Origin of the sequence: Solibacillus sp. FSL W7-1324, from assembly GCF_038008025.1 — a bacterium.
Taxonomy (GTDB): Bacteria; Bacillota; Bacilli; order Bacillales_A; family Planococcaceae; genus Solibacillus.
Genome location: NZ_JBBOYH010000001.1, coordinates 1,293,505 through 1,311,807, shown reverse-complemented (window position 1 = coordinate 1,311,807; position 18,303 = coordinate 1,293,505). Strand labels below are relative to the sequence as shown.

22 protein-coding genes are annotated in these 18,303 nt (G+C 40.5%); all 22 read right to left on the bottom strand.

Translation table 11 applies throughout. The annotated features are described in order from the left end of the window. Positions 1–55: 55 nt before the first annotated feature. Positions 56–1,342, bottom strand: coding sequence for a 3-phosphoshikimate 1-carboxyvinyltransferase (gene aroA / locus MKY71_RS06325; protein ID WP_340731913.1), 1,287 nt, complete (start codon positions 1,340–1,342; stop codon positions 56–58). Positions 1,343–1,377: 35 nt separating this feature from the next. Beyond that, on the bottom strand, positions 1,378–2,475 hold the full coding sequence (locus tag MKY71_RS06320) for a prephenate dehydrogenase (protein WP_340731912.1): 1,098 nt from the start codon (positions 2,473–2,475) through the stop codon (positions 1,378–1,380). Next, positions 2,472–3,572, bottom strand: coding sequence for a histidinol-phosphate transaminase (hisC, locus tag MKY71_RS06315; RefSeq protein WP_340731911.1), 1,101 nt, complete (start codon positions 3,570–3,572; stop codon positions 2,472–2,474). Before hisC ends, MKY71_RS06320 begins: the two co-directional genes overlap by 4 nt. A gap of 25 nt (positions 3,573–3,597) precedes the next feature. Then, positions 3,598–3,960 (bottom strand): chorismate mutase, encoded by a 363-nt coding sequence (gene aroH / locus MKY71_RS06310; protein ID WP_339175872.1) that lies wholly within the window; start codon positions 3,958–3,960, stop codon positions 3,598–3,600. Between the two features lie 2 nt (positions 3,961–3,962). Beyond that, a complete protein-coding gene (gene aroB / locus MKY71_RS06305) occupies positions 3,963–5,048 on the bottom strand; it encodes a 3-dehydroquinate synthase (RefSeq protein ID WP_340731910.1) in 1,086 nt (361 codons plus the stop codon). A gap of 1 nt (position 5,049) precedes the next feature. Further along, positions 5,050–6,231 (bottom strand): chorismate synthase, encoded by a 1,182-nt coding sequence (aroC, locus tag MKY71_RS06300; RefSeq protein ID WP_339198599.1) that lies wholly within the window; start codon positions 6,229–6,231, stop codon positions 5,050–5,052. A gap of 266 nt (positions 6,232–6,497) precedes the next feature. After that, positions 6,498–7,268, bottom strand: a complete 771-nt coding sequence (locus tag MKY71_RS06295; protein ID WP_339175868.1) for a CheR family methyltransferase — start codon at positions 7,266–7,268, stop codon at positions 6,498–6,500. Between the two features lie 80 nt (positions 7,269–7,348). Further along, positions 7,349–7,588 carry a hypothetical protein gene (locus tag MKY71_RS06290; protein WP_340731909.1) on the bottom strand — a complete coding sequence of 80 codons (240 nt, stop codon included), beginning with the start codon at positions 7,586–7,588 and terminating at the stop codon, positions 7,349–7,351. Between the two features lie 16 nt (positions 7,589–7,604). Further along, on the bottom strand, positions 7,605–7,832 hold the full coding sequence (locus MKY71_RS06285; protein WP_339175866.1) for a hypothetical protein: 228 nt from the start codon (positions 7,830–7,832) through the stop codon (positions 7,605–7,607). Positions 7,833–7,995: 163 nt separating this feature from the next. Next, positions 7,996–8,415 carry a nucleoside-diphosphate kinase gene (gene ndk, locus MKY71_RS06280; protein ID WP_339175864.1) on the bottom strand — a complete coding sequence of 140 codons (420 nt, stop codon included), beginning with the start codon at positions 8,413–8,415 and terminating at the stop codon, positions 7,996–7,998. Positions 8,416–8,529: 114 nt separating this feature from the next. Continuing rightward, the gene (gene hepT / locus MKY71_RS06275) at positions 8,530–9,504 is read right to left on the bottom strand and encodes a heptaprenyl diphosphate synthase component II (RefSeq protein ID WP_339175863.1); all 975 of its coding nucleotides are present in this window, start codon (positions 9,502–9,504) and stop codon (positions 8,530–8,532) included. Between the two features lie 22 nt (positions 9,505–9,526). Further along, a complete protein-coding gene (locus MKY71_RS06270; protein WP_339175862.1) occupies positions 9,527–10,228 on the bottom strand; it encodes a demethylmenaquinone methyltransferase in 702 nt (233 codons plus the stop codon). A gap of 26 nt (positions 10,229–10,254) precedes the next feature. Continuing rightward, positions 10,255–10,995 (bottom strand): heptaprenyl diphosphate synthase component 1, encoded by a 741-nt coding sequence (locus MKY71_RS06265; RefSeq protein ID WP_339198593.1) that lies wholly within the window; start codon positions 10,993–10,995, stop codon positions 10,255–10,257. Between the two features lie 69 nt (positions 10,996–11,064). Further along, positions 11,065–11,280: a trp RNA-binding attenuation protein MtrB gene (mtrB, locus tag MKY71_RS06260; RefSeq protein ID WP_339175858.1), complete on the bottom strand. Its 216-nt coding sequence runs from the start codon at positions 11,278–11,280 to the stop codon at positions 11,065–11,067. Positions 11,281–11,335: 55 nt separating this feature from the next. After that, entirely contained in the window at positions 11,336–11,905 is a 570-nt protein-coding gene (folE, locus tag MKY71_RS06255) for a GTP cyclohydrolase I FolE (RefSeq protein ID WP_339175857.1), read from the bottom strand. Between the two features lie 351 nt (positions 11,906–12,256). Next, on the bottom strand, positions 12,257–12,529 hold the full coding sequence (locus tag MKY71_RS06250; RefSeq protein WP_004232618.1) for an HU family DNA-binding protein: 273 nt from the start codon (positions 12,527–12,529) through the stop codon (positions 12,257–12,259). Between the two features lie 199 nt (positions 12,530–12,728). Beyond that, positions 12,729–14,243, bottom strand: a complete 1,515-nt coding sequence (gene spoIVA / locus MKY71_RS06245; protein WP_339175856.1) for a stage IV sporulation protein A — start codon at positions 14,241–14,243, stop codon at positions 12,729–12,731. A gap of 97 nt (positions 14,244–14,340) precedes the next feature. Beyond that, the gene (locus tag MKY71_RS06240) at positions 14,341–15,063 is read right to left on the bottom strand and encodes a hypothetical protein (RefSeq protein ID WP_340731908.1); all 723 of its coding nucleotides are present in this window, start codon (positions 15,061–15,063) and stop codon (positions 14,341–14,343) included. A 20-nt stretch (positions 15,064–15,083) separates the two neighbouring features. Beyond that, positions 15,084–15,353: a DUF2768 domain-containing protein gene (locus MKY71_RS06235; RefSeq protein WP_339175853.1), complete on the bottom strand. Its 270-nt coding sequence runs from the start codon at positions 15,351–15,353 to the stop codon at positions 15,084–15,086. A gap of 144 nt (positions 15,354–15,497) precedes the next feature. Then, positions 15,498–16,511 carry an NAD(P)H-dependent glycerol-3-phosphate dehydrogenase gene (locus MKY71_RS06230; RefSeq protein ID WP_339175852.1) on the bottom strand — a complete coding sequence of 338 codons (1,014 nt, stop codon included), beginning with the start codon at positions 16,509–16,511 and terminating at the stop codon, positions 15,498–15,500. A 115-nt stretch (positions 16,512–16,626) separates the two neighbouring features. Continuing rightward, positions 16,627–17,937: a ribosome biogenesis GTPase Der gene (der, locus tag MKY71_RS06225; protein ID WP_339175850.1), complete on the bottom strand. Its 1,311-nt coding sequence runs from the start codon at positions 17,935–17,937 to the stop codon at positions 16,627–16,629. A 126-nt stretch (positions 17,938–18,063) separates the two neighbouring features. After that, positions 18,064–18,240, bottom strand: coding sequence for a hypothetical protein (locus tag MKY71_RS06220; protein WP_339175849.1), 177 nt, complete (start codon positions 18,238–18,240; stop codon positions 18,064–18,066). Positions 18,241–18,303: the final 63 nt, after the last annotated feature.

The window sequence follows — 18,303 nt, the reverse complement described above, 5'->3', positions numbered from 1 at the left end:
AACAAAGTAAAAAGGAGATGCAAAAAGGAAGTTCTTTTTACATCTCCGTAAATTATTATTTTATTATACTATTAACATGTTCAAAAAAAGTCGGGTAGGAAACGGAGATACAATCCGCATCGTCCAATTCAACTTCCCCATCCGCAACTAGCGCTGCGATCGCACCCATCATTCCAATACGGTGATCACCATATGTTTTCAAGCTTCCACCATGTAAAGGAGTCGGGCCTTCAATGACCATGCCGTCTTCTGTCGCTTCAATATTTGCGCCTAGTTTCTTTAACTCATTTACAACCGCATCAATACGGTTTGTTTCTTTTACTTTTAGCTCTTCTGCATCTTTAATGATTGTTTTACCGGCAGCTTGTGTCGCAAGCAGTGCAATAATCGGAATTTCATCGATTAGGCGGGGAATAATCGCGCCCTCCACTGTTGTTCCTTTTAGATCGGAAGTTTCAATCGTAATCGTAGCGGTTGGTTCTGCCGCGTTCTCGTCATCGATTGAGATGGCCATTTTCGCACCCATGTTTTGAAGTACTTCTAAAATGCCGTCACGTGTTTCATTGACCCCCACGTTATTCAGAATAATTTTGCTGTTTTTCGCAATAGCACCGGCAACTAGGAAAAATGCAGCCGATGAAATATCGCCGGGTACATTTACATGTGTTCCAGTCAGGGTTTGACCGCCTTGCAATGACACGACCCCATCTTCAACTGTTACCGTTGCCCCGAACTGGCGCAGCATACGTTCTGTATGATCACGTGAAATTTCTTCCTCACGGACAACCGTTGTACCTTCAGCACGTATACCGGCAAGCAGAATAGCTGATTTCACCTGGGCACTGGCAACAGGCATTTTGTAGTCGATCGCTTTTAACGAGCCACCTTGGATTGCGAGTGGCGTATATTGTCCATTTTCTCGTCCGGCAATTTGCGCACCCATTAAACGTAATGGATCTGCCACACGACGCATAGGACGCTTACCGATCGATGCGTCACCTGTCATGATTGTATGTAATTTTGTGCCGGATAACAGCCCTAACATTAAACGTGTTGTCGTACCTGAGTTTCCTGTATAAAGGACTTCTTTCGGTTCAGTCCACCCATCTATTCCCGGACTGTCTATCGTTACGTCTGTCCCGTCAACCTCAATGTCTACCCCAAGCTTTTGGAAGCAGTCGATTGTACGAAGGCAGTCTTCACCTAATAAGAAGCCGCTGACCGTCGTTTTTCCTTTTGCAATGGAGCCGAACATAACAGAGCGGTGTGATACCGATTTGTCACCCGGTACCGTAATATCTCCCTGTAATGACGGTTGATTGTAATGCAATGTTTTACTCATTTATGCCCCCCCTTTTTAGAAGATCCCTTTTGCCATTATGAAATATATGTATCGTACTTCGCCTTGTGTTCAATACATTGTGCCGCACGTTCCCGGTCTTCATTTGTCTGGAAACTGATGACCAGAATCCCGAATACATCAACACGTGTTTCTACGATACGTATATTTGTAATACTTATATTATTTTCAGCCAATAAGCCTGTGACTTCTGAAATGACCCCTGGATAATCCGGGATATCGACATAAAGATCGTACGGTATATACAAGGCACCGTTCGCAATCGGTAAACTGTCCCGGACATCACGCGCTTCACTGAAGTAGTTCTCGATCGCTTTCGCATCACCTTCAGCCAATAGATCACGCACACGCTGCATTTCGTTAAGCCAATTATCAAGCTGTCCGACCAATTCCTGCTTATTTTGCATTGTAATATCACGCCATAAAGCAGGATTTGATGAAGCAATACGTGTAATATCACGGAAACCGCCTGCAGCTAATGAAGAGGTCATTGGATATGTCTGTTTTTCACTATTAAGCTGATGTACTAAAGATGCCGCGATAATATGCGGGAAATGGCTGACAACAGCTGTCATATGATCATGTACCTTCGCATCGACAACGACCATCTTCCCGAGTGTAAATTTCAGCAGATCATCCAGTGCAGCAAGTTTTTCAAGCTCTTCCCCTTCATGGGGTGTCAGCATATAATAGGCATTTTCCAGTAAATAGGGTTTTGCTGCTGTAATACCGCTTTTATGGGAACCCGCCATTGGATGCCCGCCGATAAATGTAATACCCAGTTGCCGCAGCTCTACTGCTTTTTCCATAATTTTCGCTTTCGTACTGCCTGTATCTGTAATAATGACATTGCGCTTCAATTCCCACGACTTCAGCTGTTCCATAAAGTCGAGTGTCACATTTACCGGTGTACCAAATATAATTACATCCGCTTCTTTTGCAAACTCAGCAGGATTTTTAACAACTTCATGAACGACCTGTAAAGTGTCCGCTAATTGTCGTGTTTGTTCATGAGCATCATAGCCGAACACTTTTGTTTGTGGTGCCTTCTGCAAAGCCATCGCTACAGATCCACCAATTAACCCTAGTCCGATTACGAAGACATTTCGTGTCATGCAAGTACTCCTTGTTCATTTAAGACTTCTTCAAGCAACTGTAAAAATCTCGCATTTTGAGCTTCTGTACCGATTGTCACACGAATGTAGCCTTCCAATCCTAATGCTGCACCGCTTCGGATAATAAATCCGCGCTTCATCATCTCTTCAAATACAACATTACTTGGAGCCTTCACTTCAAACATGACAAAGTTCGTTTGGGATGGGAAATAATTTAAACCGTGCTGCTCGCAAAATTCTACAAACTGCTTTTTACCAATTTCATTTGCTTCACGACAGCTGGCAATGTATTCCTGGTCCTGTAGTGCGATTTGCGCTACTTGCTGGCTTAGGATTGTATTGTTGAACGGTGCACGCACAGGGTCAAGCTTCGCAATAACATCTGGTTGGGCAATTCCGTAACCAACGCGGAAAGAAGCCAGTCCATACGCTTTTGAGAATGTACGCAATAAAATTAAATTCGGATAGTCACGGAAATAATGCAATGTATCTTTATAAGAGGCATCGTTTATGTATTCCACATAAGCTTCGTCCAATACAATGAAAACATCCTTTGGCACTTTAGCCAAGAAAGCACTCAATGCTTCATCCGATACGATAGTACCTGTCGGATTGTTCGGATTACATACCCATACAACCGATGTATTTTCATCAATTGCCTCCAGCATTGCTTCTAAATCATGGACACCATTTTTCAATGGTACTTTACGGATTTCTGCCCCTTCAATCTCTGCATTATGCCAGTATTGAGAAAATGATAAATCTGCCATGACGGTGTTCACACCTGGATATAGTAATGCACGGGTAATGATTGCGATTAAATCATCCGAACCATTTCCTAAAATGATTTCATTTTCATCAACACCATAGAAATTCGCCAATGATGTTCGTAAGTTTTGAGCATAACCGTCCGGATATATTGCATGATTGGATTCATCTTTTTGTAAAAATTGTTTTACTTTTGGTGAGCTGCCAAAAGGATTTTCATTTGAAGCGAGCTTTACGACTTCATCCAAACCGAATAGCTTCTTAACCTCTTCAATTGGTTTTCCCGGTTTGTAAGCTTTCATTCCAAATAACTGTTGTTTCCATTTCATCCTTAACGTCTCCTCTAACTCGCAATTATTTCACTAAATCTGGTCTTAATTTTACCGCATCTTCTAAGTATATATGTTGGATTTTGTCCTGTGGCGTTTCCGTATTCACATGTAATAATACACGAATACATAATGGCAATGCACCAGGCACATCCATTTCATGCATGCACATAATCGGTACATACTGCCACCCCGGCATCGAACGTACCGACTTGGCAGGAAAAGCCGAATGAATATCCGGCGTTGTAGAAATTGTCACAGAGGCAATATCTTCCGGTTCAATATTATTTTGTTTCGCAACTTCTTTCACTAATCTTGCCGTTTCTCCCCATACATATTCGGCTTTATCTTCAGCAATCGTAATTGCACCGCGAATTCCACGAATCATTGCTACACCTCCGCTAATAATGCTCTTAGTTGACGATCAATTTCTCGGCATTGTTCAAGTTCAACCTTTTGGACAAATGGTTGTCCAATCGTTTCAAGCAGCACGAACTGCAGTTGTCCATAGTCGGCTTTTTTATCTTTCAGTAAATATTCAATCAGCTGATCGAATGTAAATTCATGAACAGCTTCAAACGGATAGCCGTTTTCCATTGCAAAATGTAAAAAGCGTTTCGTAAATTGGTGATTAACTTTACCGTATTCTTCGCTCAATAGAAGTGCATAAATAAGGCCAATCATCACAGCTTCACCATGCGCTACACGTCCATAGCCTGCTGCTGCTTCAATCGCATGCCCGTATGTATGCCCTAGATTAAGATACTTTCTGACGGACTGTTCGGTTTCATCCTGCTCGACAATCGTCGCTTTTACTTGAATGCCATGTGCCAAATAATTTGCCAACAGTTCTTCCGGAAGTTCCGTTACATGATCTCCCTCAAGTAGCTCTTCCACCCATTGTGCATCGGAAATCAACGCATGCTTAATAACTTCCGCCATCCCTGAGCGTACTTCTTTTTCGGAAAGACTATGTAAAAATACGGTATCGAAAATAACGGCTTCCGGCTGGTAAAATGCACCGATCATATTTTTCCCTAGTTCGTGATTGATGGCCGTCTTTCCCCCAACAGCTGAATCATGTGCCAAAATTGTTGTCGGCACTTGGATGAACGGAATGCCCCGCATATATGTTGCAGCAACAAACCCGGCCAAATCGCCGACTGCACCACCGCCAAATGCGATAATAAGCGATTTTCTTGTACACTTTTGCTTAAGTAAATATGTTTGCACATCATTATAATTTTCAAAGCTTTTACATGTTTCCCCTGCCGGCATAACATGTACTTCAAACGTGTACGGGAAATTCCCTTCAAAATAGCTTTGCTGTGCTGCCCAAACATTTTCATCTGTCAATACAATGATTTTATCTGCTTTAGTAAGCAAATCATGCTGTGCTGTCAATGCATCACGTAATATCCCATTCCCAATCGTTACAGCGTACGAGTGCGAAGGAGTGCGAACCGGAATCTCCATATTAATACTCCTTCGTGTACTGACGCATTTCATCCAACTGCGCCTTTAATTGTGGTAATTGGTCACTATGGAACTGCTCAACGATAGCGTTTGCGATTTCCCAGGCAATAACATGTTCTGCAACGATGGATGCTGCAGGTACTGCACAGCTGTCAGAACGCTCCACACTTGCTTTAAAAGGCTCTTTCGTTTCAATGTCAACACTTTGCAACGGCTTATATAATGTTGGGATTGGCTTCATCACGCCTCGTACGACAATCGGCATCCCTGTCGTCATACCGCCTTCCAAACCGCCTAAACGATTTGTTGCGCGTGTATAGCCCTTTTCGTCATCCCATAAAATTTCGTCATGTACTTCCGAACCTTTTTTACGTGCCATTTCAAACCCGATACCAAACTCAACGCCTTTAAATGCATTGATGCTTAACATTGCAGATGCCAGTTTTGCATCCAATTTGCGGTCGTAATGCACATAAGAGCCGATTCCCGCCGGTAAACCTTCTACAATGACTTCTACGACACCGCCGATTGAGTCCCCTGCCTGTTTTGCTTCATCAATGGCTGTCACCATTTTTGCTGAAGCATCAGGATCGATACAGTAACATGGGTCGTTTTCAATGATTGTACGGATTTCGTCTGCGGATTTACCTTCCAGCAAGCTGCTGTCTGCTTTAATCCCTACAATTTCCGTAACATGTGAAACAATGGAAATTCCAAGCTCGTTCAACAATGCTTTTGCGACAGAGCCAACTGCCACACGTACTGTCGTTTCACGTGCACTTGAACGCTCCAGTACGTTACGCAAATCGCGGTGACCGTATTTCATCCCTCCGACCAAGTCCGCATGACCTGGACGTGGACGTGAGATTTGGCGTTTAATTTCAGATGGATCGATATCTTCCGGCAATTCTGCCGCACCCATAATTTTCGTCCAATGCTTCCAGTCATCATTTGTAACGACTAATGCGACTGGTGAGCCTAATGTTTTTCCGTGACGGACTCCCGATACAATTTCCACTGTATCTGTCTCAATCTGCATGCGACGACCACGACCATGACCACCTTGACGACGTTTTAAATCATAATTAATTTTTTCTGCTGTTACCGGAAGTAAAGAAGGTAACCCCTCAATAATTGTTGTTAATTGTGGTCCGTGTGACTCACCTGCTGTTAAATAACGCATTAAACACTTTCTCCCTTCAACTCGCTAAAGTATGTATTTTTCACTATAACATATTTCAAATTAAATAACAGTACTGTTTCCGCCAGCCGATAATCTATTTTAGAATATTCTGAACGTTCCAACTAGAAAACGACACATTTGTCAGCGAAAAGAAACAAAAATACGCTTTTCGCTCTATTATCCGAAAAGCGCATTCATATATAGCTTTTTAAAGTATATCTCAACTAAAGCTTCTACGTTCTACAGAGCATCTATAAATTGTACTATTATTTTTTACGGTAAAAAAATGTATCTTCTACTTCAAAGTCATATTTTGCAGGATTAAATATCTGCTCAGTTGACCCTACAAACAAAATGCCACCTGGTCGCAATGCTTTACTGAAATTTGCATAGATCTGATCTTTCGCTTCTTCTGTAAAATAGATCATGACATTCCGGCAAACAATCAGATCAAAATTCGACTCATAAGGGTCCTTTAGTAAATTATGTTTTTTAAAATTAACCGTGCGCTTAATTTCATCTTTAACTTTGTAAAACTGGCCTTCTTGAATGAAATACTTTGACTGAACCGGTTTTGGTACTTCTGCAAGTGAGCGTTCCGGGTAAAGACCCAATTTCGCTTTTTGGATAACATTTTCATCCAAATCTGTTGCCAGGATATTCACTTGAGATAAAGGTAAATGATGGGACAATACCATTGCCAAGCTGTATGGCTCTTCTCCAGTCGAACAAGCCGCACTCCATATTTTCGGACGTTTATTAGTTTGGAGCAATAAAGGGAAAATTTTATTCTGCAAAACTTCCCACCGTTTTCCGTTGCGGTAAAACTCCGAAACGTTAATCGTCATGCGATCTAAAAATTCGTTCATCAGTTCGCGGTCTTTCTCCAATGCACTATAAAAATCTACGAAGTTCCGATATCCCTTTTTCTCATATAATGATGTTAACCGACGTTTCATCTGCGCTTCTTTATATAGAGCTAAATCAATGCCCGTTTTGCGCTTAATGCCATCAATAAATTGGACATAATCTGACATTATTCATCTTTCCCCTCATCTAACGTATGCCTATTATAGCCGAAAACTTCAGAACCCGAAACAGATTTTGTCCATAAACATTAATCAATGTGTCTTTCCAGCAAAAGTTGTTTCGATTGTTCTAGTTCAAGCCTCATCTTTTCCGTCTCGGAATGATAGCTCTGTAAGCGAATCTGTTCCAGCTCGGCCTCTTTCTCCAACATTTTGATTTGCAGCTTCATACTCGATCGTTTGTGTGCTGTCATTATTGCGGTTAATGCAATCGTAGCACCCGAACCAAAAATAATGCACAAAATAATAATATCTTCCATACGCTTCATTACGCTCCTCTAATTATTATTTTACTTTGTCAGGTCGGTCTGTTAGTTGTGATTCAAGCAGTAATTGCTTCGTCTGTTCCAATTCAAGCTGCATCTTCGCTGTTTCTTTATCATAAGTTTCGAGTCTTAGTTTTTCCAGCTTGATTTCTTTATCAAGGCGCTTTAGTTCAATATTTTTATTTTTCGTGTACGTATCTGTCAAAATCCCTACTACAGCGACTATTGTAATCATTACCCAGAACATGGATGTCACCCTTTCTACTAATTTAAATCGATACTTTTTATACGTATGTATTCCATAAATAGTTTCATTATTCCGATTTATTATACCATTAATAGTCCCGGTTTTTCCTGTTCCATATAAAAAAAGCTACCACTTAAAAGTGATAGCTTTTCTGTATGTTTAATTATTCAGCGATTCCTTCTGGGAACCATAAACCGATTTCACGCTCAGCAGAAGCTAAAGAGTCAGAACCGTGGATTACGTTGTGTGATAAAGTTACAGCGTAGTCACCGCGGATTGTACCAGGAGCTGATTCTTCTGGTTTTGTAGCACCCATCATGATACGAGATAATTGGATAACGTTTTCGCCTTCCCAAACCATACCGAATACTGGGCCTGAAGTGATGAAGTCTACTAATTCACCGAAGAAAGGACGCTCAGCGTGCTCTGCATAGTGTTTTTCAGCTAATTCACGAGTTGGTACCATTAATTTTGCTCCGCGCATTACGAAACCGCGACGCTCAAAACGGTCAACGATATCTCCGATTACTTGACGTTCAACGCCATCTGGTTTAACCATTAAAAATGTTTTTTCGATTGCCATTATAAACACTCCTTAAATTTGAGTAAAAGGTTTTACACCTACCGATAAATATTACCAAAATCCTACTCATACTGCAACAAATATTAGATTTGCCCATAAATTGGCTAGATTATTTTAAGACTTTCTCTTCCCCATGAACAGCGCAATATCACGCAATTTTTTCTTCATTGGGTGTTTCGGCAATGCCTCGACCTCTTTTAAAGCCTTTTTTAAATACAAATTACTAATATGGGTTGCTTCTTTAATTGCTTCCGAATTGCGGACCAGTGCCAGCATACTTTGGCGCTCTTCTTCTGTTAATCCTTCTGATGCCACTTTCGACAAATAAGGGGCAAGCTGCGGATCGTCTTTCATCAACAATATCGGCAATGTAACATTCCCGTTCAGTAAATCACTGCCCGCCGGTTTGCCGAGCTGTTTGTCTGTCGCTGTAAAATCTAATATATCATCTACTATTTGAAAGCTCATTCCTACAAAGTAACCGTAGCGCTTTAAATGCCGAGCTGTTTTTTCATCGGCACCGCTTACGACCGCTCCAAGTTCACAACTTGATTCAATCAGTAAAGCTGTTTTACGTTTAATACGTCGGAAGTAATCTTTCAAACTTTGATCTAAACGAAACTTATCCTCAATTTGAATGACTTCACCATTTACCAGCTCAACCATTGTTTTCGCTAATATTTGATGGGCTCTCGGATTTTCTATGCTTGTAACATATTGTAATGCACGTGCAAATATAAAATTACCTGTGTACATTGCCACACGGTTGTTCCACTGGGCTTTCACCGTTTCCCGGCCACGGCGCATATCCGAATTGTCAATTACATCATCATGCACCAATGAACCCATATGAATAAGCTCCAATGGGACAGCAATGTTTTTCATTCGGTCAATATTATAGTCACCAAACTTGGCACTTAGTAACGTAAATACTGGTCGAATACGTTTCCCGCCGGCTTGTAGTAAATGAACTGAGGCATCATTCAATAAGTGTGAAGATGAATTCAACGCTTGTTCCAATTCGTTTTCGATGACTTCTATATCTGATTTAATATCGGCATATAGCATTTTGATTTTCATCTTTTCCACGCGTCAAAACCTACTCCCACTTTTATTTCTTCTTAAAACCCATGTGCATAGCTGCTGCCCCACCGCTATATGGTTTATATGTGACATTCTCATATCCGGCTTCCCGGAACATTTGCGCTAATTTTTTCATGCCGGGAAAATCATTCGCGGACTTTTGCAGCCATGAATACTCTTTGTAGCTTTTCGCAAAAATCTTTCCGAACAGCGGCATAATATGATTAAAGTAAAAACGGAAAAGCTGGCGATATACCGGAATTTCTGATTGGGAAGTTTCCAGACATACTACCATTCCTCCTGGTTTAACGACCCGATTCATTTCACGCAATACTTGCATATAATCGGGTACATTTCGTAAGCCAAAGCCAATTGTTACATAATCAAATGTATTATCTTCAAATGGTAGTTCCATTGCATTTCCGTGAATCAGTTCGATATTCGGGATATTCTCGGTTTTCTGCTTGCCGACTTTCAGCATATTTTCACTGAAATCAAGCCCTTTTACGTCCCCTTCATCACCGACAGCTTTCGATAGTGCGATTGTCCAATCAGCTGTACCGCAGCATACATCAAGGCATTTGGAACCTTTTTTTACGGCCATACGTTTCATCGTATCTTCACGCCATCCAACATGCATTTGGAAACTAATGACCGAGTTCATTTTATCGTAGCTCTCTGAAATGCTTTCAAACACTTCATGAACATGTTGTTCTTTCGATTTCGCCATTATTATTCAAGACCTTTCTAAATTCACTAAAAAGTGATGTATTGCTCAATGGAATGTTTTAATTCATCCGTTAAATCGATAATCCTCAAGTTTTCTCTCAATTGTCGCTCCATGTCATATAAATGATCCCGGAAGGCTTCAATTATAGAATCCATCATAGTCAAATCCGCTGAAAATGCCTTATTTAAAAAGCTCGGCTCCCCCTTGCTCAATAAATCGAGCTCTTTTTTCAAACGAATATAGGTTAACGTTTGCTGCATCAGCCCTGTATAGGCTGTGAAACCGTATACATCATAATATTGTGCAATCAGTTCACTTTCAATCGTCATTAAACTTTCAATCCACTGTTCAAGTGACCGTTTTTGTTCCTCGTAAATGCGGATCTGATGTTCACAACGCTTTACGATTCCTTCCGATAACTTATGAATCAAAAAAATATTGCCCGTTTGTGCAAGTAACTGATAATACCGACCACTATAATAATCACCGGAAAGGACAAGCAATTGCTGTTCTTTACTCGTTGCTTCCACTTCCTTCACTTTTTCGTGCTCTGTCAGTGAAGCATGGACAATTCCCACTGTGACCGCACTGATCTGATGTTCATCGGTCATAGGAGCGCCATTTAAAAAAGGAAGCTGAATGAAAAACAGCTGTTCTTCCTGTAGAGTCGGTTGTCCAACATTTTGAAGTAATGCTCTATGATGAACATGCTGTAGAATATTAGATTTTAACTTCTGAACCGATTGTGTAATAGATGTTGCATTCATAGAAATTACTCCATTTCAATGTGATAAAGCTTACGTACATTTTAATATTTATATGAGAATTACGAGATGTTACTTTTTACTTTGTACGACACCATGTGCAGAGTGAATTTTAGCTTTCCCCCGGATTTTCATGGCAGATGTATGTTCAGTAAACTGGGCGATCATAACTTCTCCCGCATCCAGTTTTTCTGAATGGTGAAATTTTGTATCTGTCCCGCGTGTTAAACCAATAACATGTACACCATCTTCTTCTGCTTCGATAATAATATACTCTGATTGTCCCATTATACAATCTCCCCACGTGTTAATTTCTTTGTCTATAATACCATAACTGTTATTATTATTTCATTTGGATGAATGTATTCACTTCATTGCGCTTTATATCATCCTGTTCATAAATGCCGCGTGCAACAGCTGTCACGGTTTTAGAACCCGGTTTTTTCAATCCGCGCATTGTCATACACATATGTTCCGCTTCCACAACAACATATACTCCTTTAGGATTGAGCATTTCCATAATAGTATCCGCTACAGTTGATGTAATGCGTTCCTGAAGCTGAGGGCGGCGTGCTACTGATTCGAGGCAGCGTCCGAGTTTACTTAAGCCGGCAACTTTTCCGTCTTTAGGTATGTAGGCGATATGGGCTGTTCCGTAAAATGGAACTAAGTGATGTTCACACATTGAATAAAATGGAATATCTTTCACTAAAACTAGTTCCTCATGATCTTCATGGAATACCGTACTGAAATAATCACGCGGATCTTCCTGTAAGCCGCTGAACATCTCCGCATACATTTTTGAAACACGTTTTGGTGTATCCAGTAATCCTTCACGCGTCACATCTTCACCAACTGCTTCCAAAATCATTTTTACTGCTTCTTCTATCTTTTTTAAATCGACATTCGACATGAAACAAATTCCTCCTACAAACCAAAACGTTTATTATGTATAAATCTATATCTAATTATTTTTATTCTATATTAAATTTCCCGCTAACCAATTATAGGTTAGCAAAAAAGGTTAAATGCACTCTTGAATCGTAGCACATAAAGCTCATAAGTTCAAAACAGTTATACTATTTTTAGCATAGTCAGGTAAAAACAACTGAAATGAACAAAAGCGCCAAAGCGCCCGTTCAGCTACGATTGGGCAAAACGCCACTTCCTGATAGTGTGAGAAGCTGACGCTTAAGCCGAAGACGTAAAAAAGAGCAGCTCTCAGTTAGACTGAGAGCTGCTCTATGTACCTCGAGAAACTGAATTATTTTACAGCGTCCTTAAGTGCTTTACCTGGCTTGAAAGCAGGTACTTTAGAAGCAGCAATTTCGATTTCCTTACCCGTTTGTGGGTTACGACCTTTACGTGCTGCACGCTCACGAACTTCAAAGTTACCAAAACCGATTAATTGTACTTTGTCACCCTTTGCAAGAGCATCTTGAATTGTATCAAATACAGCTTCAACTGCTTTAGAAGCGTCTTTTTTAGAAAGACCTGCAGCTTCAGCAACAGAGTTTACTAATTCTGTTTTATTCACACCATTCACCTCCTCTCAAAGGGTCATGAATCTAAATCCTGTAAAAAGATTAACATACAGAAAACCGCTACGCAACTGAATTCCTCCATGTTTTGTATATATTTCGTCATTTTTTGAAAAAAAACTAAAATTACAGGACAATTCACCTATAAAAGTGAACGGCCCTGTAATCGTAGGTACTTCCTATTCCGTTAGTATGTTAAATAATAAATGTGATTAAACCTCTTTCGCCTTCATTAATTAATCTTTCCAGCATGAGGCGCATTCTGTTTTTCGCATGTGTCGGAACACTCTTCATTTTGAAACGGATACTTTCCGTAAGTACTTCGTGAAGCGGTGTTCCAAATAATTGAGTTTGCCATAATGCCTGGCGGTCAAATTCATAAGCATGCTGCAAGTCTTTCAGCAAGTGCTGACTGTGGAATTCGGATCCGATCAGTGGCGAGAATTCCGCTTCCATATCAATTCGGATAATGTGGTAAGAAGGAGCTTTCGCCTTCATACGCACACCATAGAAATTATTTTGTTCGATCAGCTCCGGCTCGCTCGGATCAAATTCATCCATCGCAGGCAATGTGACACCATAGCCGTGTTCCTTCGCCTGTTCAATCGCATCGCGGAATCTACGCTGTGCCGCTTTTGCCTCTGAAGCTTCCTTAATAAAGAGGAGCCACTCTTTCTTTGTATCGATTGGTTTTTCAAGAAACTCGGTACACGTTTCCTTATAGTAATCATTGTGAATGTTGACACGTAATGTCGCAATCCCCTGTCCCGCATCAATATTTTCAACGGTGCAACTTTCGACAAAATCGATTTCGCGAAGCAGTTGACTCGCTGCTTCCACGTCACGGATTTTCATTGAATCATCTTGTAATTGCGCCGTCGCAAATGCCAATGTTTCATTTAAATGGTGAGTATCATCTAAAACATCCAACCATTCCGGTTTTTCCACTTGAATTTCATTTACATTAAATTCAAATAACGCTTCTTGCAAAATGAGCATGACATCGTTCAACTGCATATGTTGAATCGCTGTCGGAATTACAGGAACATCATACTTCTGTGTAAGAGCATTTTGTAAATGCATTGTTTCAGCTGAATGCGGTGTCGTACTATTCAGTACAATGACAAACGGCTTTCCGATCTCTGTAAGCTGATCGATAATTTGCTGTTCCGCTTTTTCAACTGCTGCTCTCGACATCCCATTTACTGTTCCGTCTGTTGTCACAACAATTCCGATATTGGCATGGTCACGAATTACTTTATCGGTACCGATTTTTGCAGCCTCCTGAAACGCTATCGCTTCATTATGCCACGGTGTTTGCACAAACTTCGGTCCTGACTCATCCTCATAGCCTTTTGCTCCATCAATCACATAACCTACACAATCTACTAATCTAACACGAAACGGTATTGCACTTTCCCCAAAGGCAACCGTAGTTCCCTGTGCTGGGACAAACTTTGGTTCAGCCGTCATGATAGTAGGCCCAGGTGAGCTTTGAGGAAGTTCATCCATCGCCCGCATACGGTCCTCGGCATTTTCGATATTAGGTAAAATCACGCCTTCCATTACCTTCTTAACAAACGTGGATTTCCCTACCCTAACAGGTCCTACAACGCCGATATAAAGATCACCATTCGTACGTTCTGCCAATTGCTGAAAAATATGCTCGCTAATTGTATTGCCTCCTTTATATACCGTAATCTTCTCCAATTAGAAGTATTCATTATCAAAACACTATATGTACCGAGATTTTTAAATATGAAAAAGGTGTGCAGAAAGATTTAACTTTTTTGCACACCTTTTTTGTTTAATTTTCTTTTTTCGTCGGATCATACATAATGACAGGCTCATTATTTTCACCTACCGTATATGGCAGTGAGTATGCAGGAACAACCGGGAAGTTTTCCACTAAAATCTTTCGGATATCCTCACCCGGTTCCGCTGTAATATTGTTGTCTTTCATGTACGTATATAAATCAATCGAATAATCGACATACAAATCCCCTTCAGCAGATACGACAATCGGCAGTTGATTGTTCGAATAAGGACTTTGTACAGTAACATCTTCTTTATAGCCAATATTCTCGAAGTTTACCGTGTAAACATGCTCAACTATTTTATCTTTGAATTGCGGATAAGTTGTCCCTTTAAAGCGGATATTAATTTCGCGAATTCGCTCAGGTGTTCGCAAATCGACGAGCTTTACAGTAGGGTTTTCTTCCGGATCCCAAATAATATATTGGAATATACCGCCCTTCTCATAGGAGTTTGCCGGCGGTGAGCCGATATATTTCGGGATAAGCTTTTCAAAATCGATTAAGTATTTAATGAAGATGTCTGTATCCTGGTCACGAGTCTTAATCGGAAGGACCCCCGTATCTTCACGATATTCATTGACCGCACGCTGTACACCTGCAAGCATATCGACATCAGGCCTTAAGCTGGACTGGTCAAAATTTGTCGGTGAGCCACAGCCTGTCAGCACTAAAATGACCAGTGACAAAAGAACAAACCATTTTGATGATTTCATATTATGTATTTCCCCCTATATTAGTTCGGCCATGTAAGTACGACAAGAACCATTAATAATGTGCCGATAAAAAACATGACATATGCTACTAATTTCAATAAAATTGACAAAAACATATTATGTACCCACTTACGGACTGCTGTAATAATGAGAATTGAGATTAATAGTAAACCAATCGAATAAAAAGAAACCCACATAACATCTAATGCATGCATGCTCGCTAATGGGCCACGTGCAGAATTTAAAAGTAAATTTGATAGTGGATTCATGAGCTGCAAAGTAAGTTGCACTATTAAAACCGCCTTTCTATTTATTGTTGTTACCGCTAATAATTATAGCCTTTTCAGGTAAAAAAAAACAGGAGGCATACTAGTATCCCTCCTGTTTTGTGACAAATTATTAAATTAATTGGAAATCATGCAAAATATACTAGTTCAGCTCATCTCATCAATTTCGCTTTTTTTCGTGCGCAGCATTAAGGATTCAACCAATGCTTTCGGTTCCATATGATTAAACAGCACATCATACAATGCTGATGTTATCGGCATCGAAACATCGTATTTTTTTGAGAGCTGGTATGTAGCCTTTGTTGTACGTACACCTTCCACTACCATTCCCATCTCATCCAATACTTGCTCAAGCTTCATTCCTTTGCCGAGCATATTGCCCGCGCGCCAGTTTCGGGAATGGACACTTGTACATGTAACGATCAAGTCGCCCATACCTGTCAGACCGGCAAACGTAAACGGGTTGCCGCCCATTTTTACACCGAGACGCGTAATTTCGGCTAAACCGCGTGTAATTAAGGCCGCTTTCGCGTTATCGCCAAAGTTCAGACCATCCGTCAGCCCTGCAGCAAGCGCAATGACATTTTTCAGCGCACCGCCAATTTCCACGCCTATTACATCATCATTTGTGTAGACACGCAAATATTGATTCATAAATAGATCCTGCACTTTTTCTGCAGCCTCTAAATTTTCACAAGCAGCCGTTACAGTTGTCGGATGTTTTAAAACGACTTCCTCTGCGTGGGAAGGACCTGATAACACAACGATATCACTTACCGCATTGTCAGCAAGGCTTTCCTTCATCAGTTCGGAAATACGCAATAATGTATCCGGTTCAATTCCTTTCGAAACATGGACAAATAACGCTTTCTCCGTTATATAGTCCGAAATTTTGCCGCAAACTTCCCGGATTCCTTTTGTCGGTACTGCCATCACAATAGTAGAACCATGTTTTGCAGCCTCTTCCAGATTTGAAGTCGCCTTTAAATTACTCGGCAAAACCGTATTCGGCAAATATTTTTTATTTGTATGCTGTTCATTAATTTCAGCTGCCTGATCTTCGCGATGCGACCAAACGAGCGTATTATGACCGTTTTCCGCTAAAACGATGGCCAGTGCCGTTCCCCAGGAACCTGCTCCTAAAACTACTACATTTTCCATTAAAAAACCCCCAATTCCACTTAAAGTCTGTTGAAAATTAATCCTTCAAGTCAAACCCTATTATGAACAAAAACGCTAGTTCATTTGCATAAACTAGCGCCCTTTTTATTGAATTTTAGTCACGAGCACGTGTAATGAGGCGTATTGGAGTTCCTTCAAAATCGAAAGTCTCACGAATACGGTTTTCTAAGAAGCGCTCGTATGAGAAGTGCATCATTTCCGGTTCATTTACGAATACAACGAATGTCGGTGGTTTAATCGCCACTTGTGTTGCATAGTAAATACGTAAACGACGACCTTTATCTGTTGGTGCAGGATTACGTGCGATTGAATCTTCAATTACTTCATTTAAAATTGATGATTGAATACGCATCGCATGATTTTCACTAACACGCTTGATAATCGGTAAAATATTGTGGACACGCTGTTTCGTTTTTGCCGAAACGAAAACGATCGGTGCATAATCTAAAAACAGGAAGTGTTCACGAATTTGCTCTGTAAAGATATTCATCGTTTTCTCGTCTTTTTCAATTGCATCCCATTTGTTTACAACGATAATGATTGCTTTGCCGGCTTCATGTGCATAGCCTGCAATTTTTTTATCCTGTTCCTGAATACCTTCATCCGCATTCAGAACGACTAAAACAACGTCTGAGCGTTCAATCGCGCGCAATGCACGGAGTACCGAATACTTTTCAGTTGATTCGTATACTTTCCCTTTTTTACGCATACCCGCTGTATCGATAATAACGTAATCTTGTCCATCATATGAGTACGGAGAGTCGATTGCATCACGAGTTGTTCCTTGGATTTCACTTACAATAACACGGTCCTGACCTAAAAAGGCATTCACAAGTGATGATTTCCCTACGTTCGGGCGTCCGATTAACGAGAATTTAATCGTATCATCATCATATTGTTCTTCATCCGGGTTCGGGAAGTGTTTCGCACACTCATCCAATAAATCCCCTAAACCTAAACCATGTGAACCTGAAATCGGCCAAGGCTCACCGAAGCCCAATGAATAGAAGTCATAAATCATATGACGCATGTCCGGGTTATCAATTTTGTTAATTGCAAGTACTACCGGTTTTTTTGTTTTATATAAAATTTTTGCTACTTGCTCATCTGCAGCCGTAACACCTTCACGTCCATTAGTCATGAAAATAATAACGTCCGCCTCATCAATTGCGATTTCCGCTTGCTGACGGATCTGTTCTAAAAATGGCTCGTCCCCAATTTCAATACCACCAGTGTCGATAATATTAAATTCATGTGCTAGCCAATCAGCCGAACTATAAATACGGTCCCGTGTTACACCTGGAATATCTTCCACGATCGATACACGTTCTCCAACAATTCGGTTAAAAATTGTCGATTTACCTACGTTCGGACGTCCTACGATGGCGATTACTGGTTTTGTCATCTGTACTTCATCCTTCCAAACTCTTGTCTTTCCGTATTATACACGAATTTGACTATTATATCATTTTTTCATAACATTCAAAATCGATTTCGATTTATCGTCAAACTTTTCGGGGACTATAATTTTCTAAAAAAGCGGGAAATTATCTAATATAACGTGACTAGTTCTAATAAGTAGGCGGTCTTCTAATATATTTCCCAAAAGTTCTAAAATGAATGCCATATGTTCAAATATTGCATGCAATTCTTCTAAAATCCCACTCGCTTTTTCTAATAAACTATAAATTTGTTCTAATAATTTCATGCTATGAGCTTCCCAAAAAGCAAAAAACCGCCCACATAAGCATCCTTATATGGGCGGTTTTCG

Excerpts from the sequence above, each read along its gene's own strand:
- MKY71_RS06265 (WP_339198593.1), bottom strand. The coding sequence starts at position 10,995 with ATGAATGCAACATCTATTACACAATCGGTTCAGAAGTTAAAATCTAAT.
- ndk (WP_339175864.1), bottom strand. The coding sequence starts at position 8,415 with ATGGCAATCGAAAAAACATTTTTAATGGTTAAACCAGATGGCGTTGAA.
- der (WP_339175850.1), bottom strand. The coding sequence starts at position 17,937 with ATGACAAAACCAGTAATCGCCATCGTAGGACGTCCGAACGTAGGTAAA.
- MKY71_RS06320 (WP_340731912.1), bottom strand. The coding sequence starts at position 2,475 with ATGACACGAAATGTCTTCGTAATCGGACTAGGGTTAATTGGTGGATCT.
- MKY71_RS06285 (WP_339175866.1), bottom strand. The coding sequence starts at position 7,832 with ATGTTCTGGGTAATGATTACAATAGTCGCTGTAGTAGGGATTTTGACA.
- MKY71_RS06220 (WP_339175849.1), bottom strand. The coding sequence starts at position 18,240 with ATGAAATTATTAGAACAAATTTATAGTTTATTAGAAAAAGCGAGTGGG.
- MKY71_RS06270 (WP_339175862.1), bottom strand. The coding sequence starts at position 10,228 with ATGGCGAAATCGAAAGAACAACATGTTCATGAAGTGTTTGAAAGCATT.
- MKY71_RS06290 (WP_340731909.1), bottom strand. The coding sequence starts at position 7,588 with ATGAAGCGTATGGAAGATATTATTATTTTGTGCATTATTTTTGGTTCG.
- aroA (WP_340731913.1), bottom strand. The coding sequence starts at position 1,342 with ATGAGTAAAACATTGCATTACAATCAACCGTCATTACAGGGAGATATT.
- folE (WP_339175857.1), bottom strand. The coding sequence starts at position 11,905 with ATGTCGAATGTCGATTTAAAAAAGATAGAAGAAGCAGTAAAAATGATT.
- MKY71_RS06240 (WP_340731908.1), bottom strand. The coding sequence starts at position 15,063 with ATGAAATCATCAAAATGGTTTGTTCTTTTGTCACTGGTCATTTTAGTG.
- hisC (WP_340731911.1), bottom strand. The coding sequence starts at position 3,572 with ATGAAATGGAAACAACAGTTATTTGGAATGAAAGCTTACAAACCGGGA.
- mtrB (WP_339175858.1), bottom strand. The coding sequence starts at position 11,280 with ATGGGACAATCAGAGTATATTATTATCGAAGCAGAAGAAGATGGTGTA.
- MKY71_RS06230 (WP_339175852.1), bottom strand. The coding sequence starts at position 16,511 with ATGGAAAATGTAGTAGTTTTAGGAGCAGGTTCCTGGGGAACGGCACTG.
- MKY71_RS06295 (WP_339175868.1), bottom strand. The coding sequence starts at position 7,268 with ATGTCAGATTATGTCCAATTTATTGATGGCATTAAGCGCAAAACGGGC.
- aroH (WP_339175872.1), bottom strand. The coding sequence starts at position 3,960 with ATGATTCGTGGAATTCGCGGTGCAATTACGATTGCTGAAGATAAAGCC.
- aroC (WP_339198599.1), bottom strand. The coding sequence starts at position 6,231 with ATGCGTTATTTAACAGCAGGTGAGTCACACGGACCACAATTAACAACA.
- aroB (WP_340731910.1), bottom strand. The coding sequence starts at position 5,048 with ATGGAGATTCCGGTTCGCACTCCTTCGCACTCGTACGCTGTAACGATT.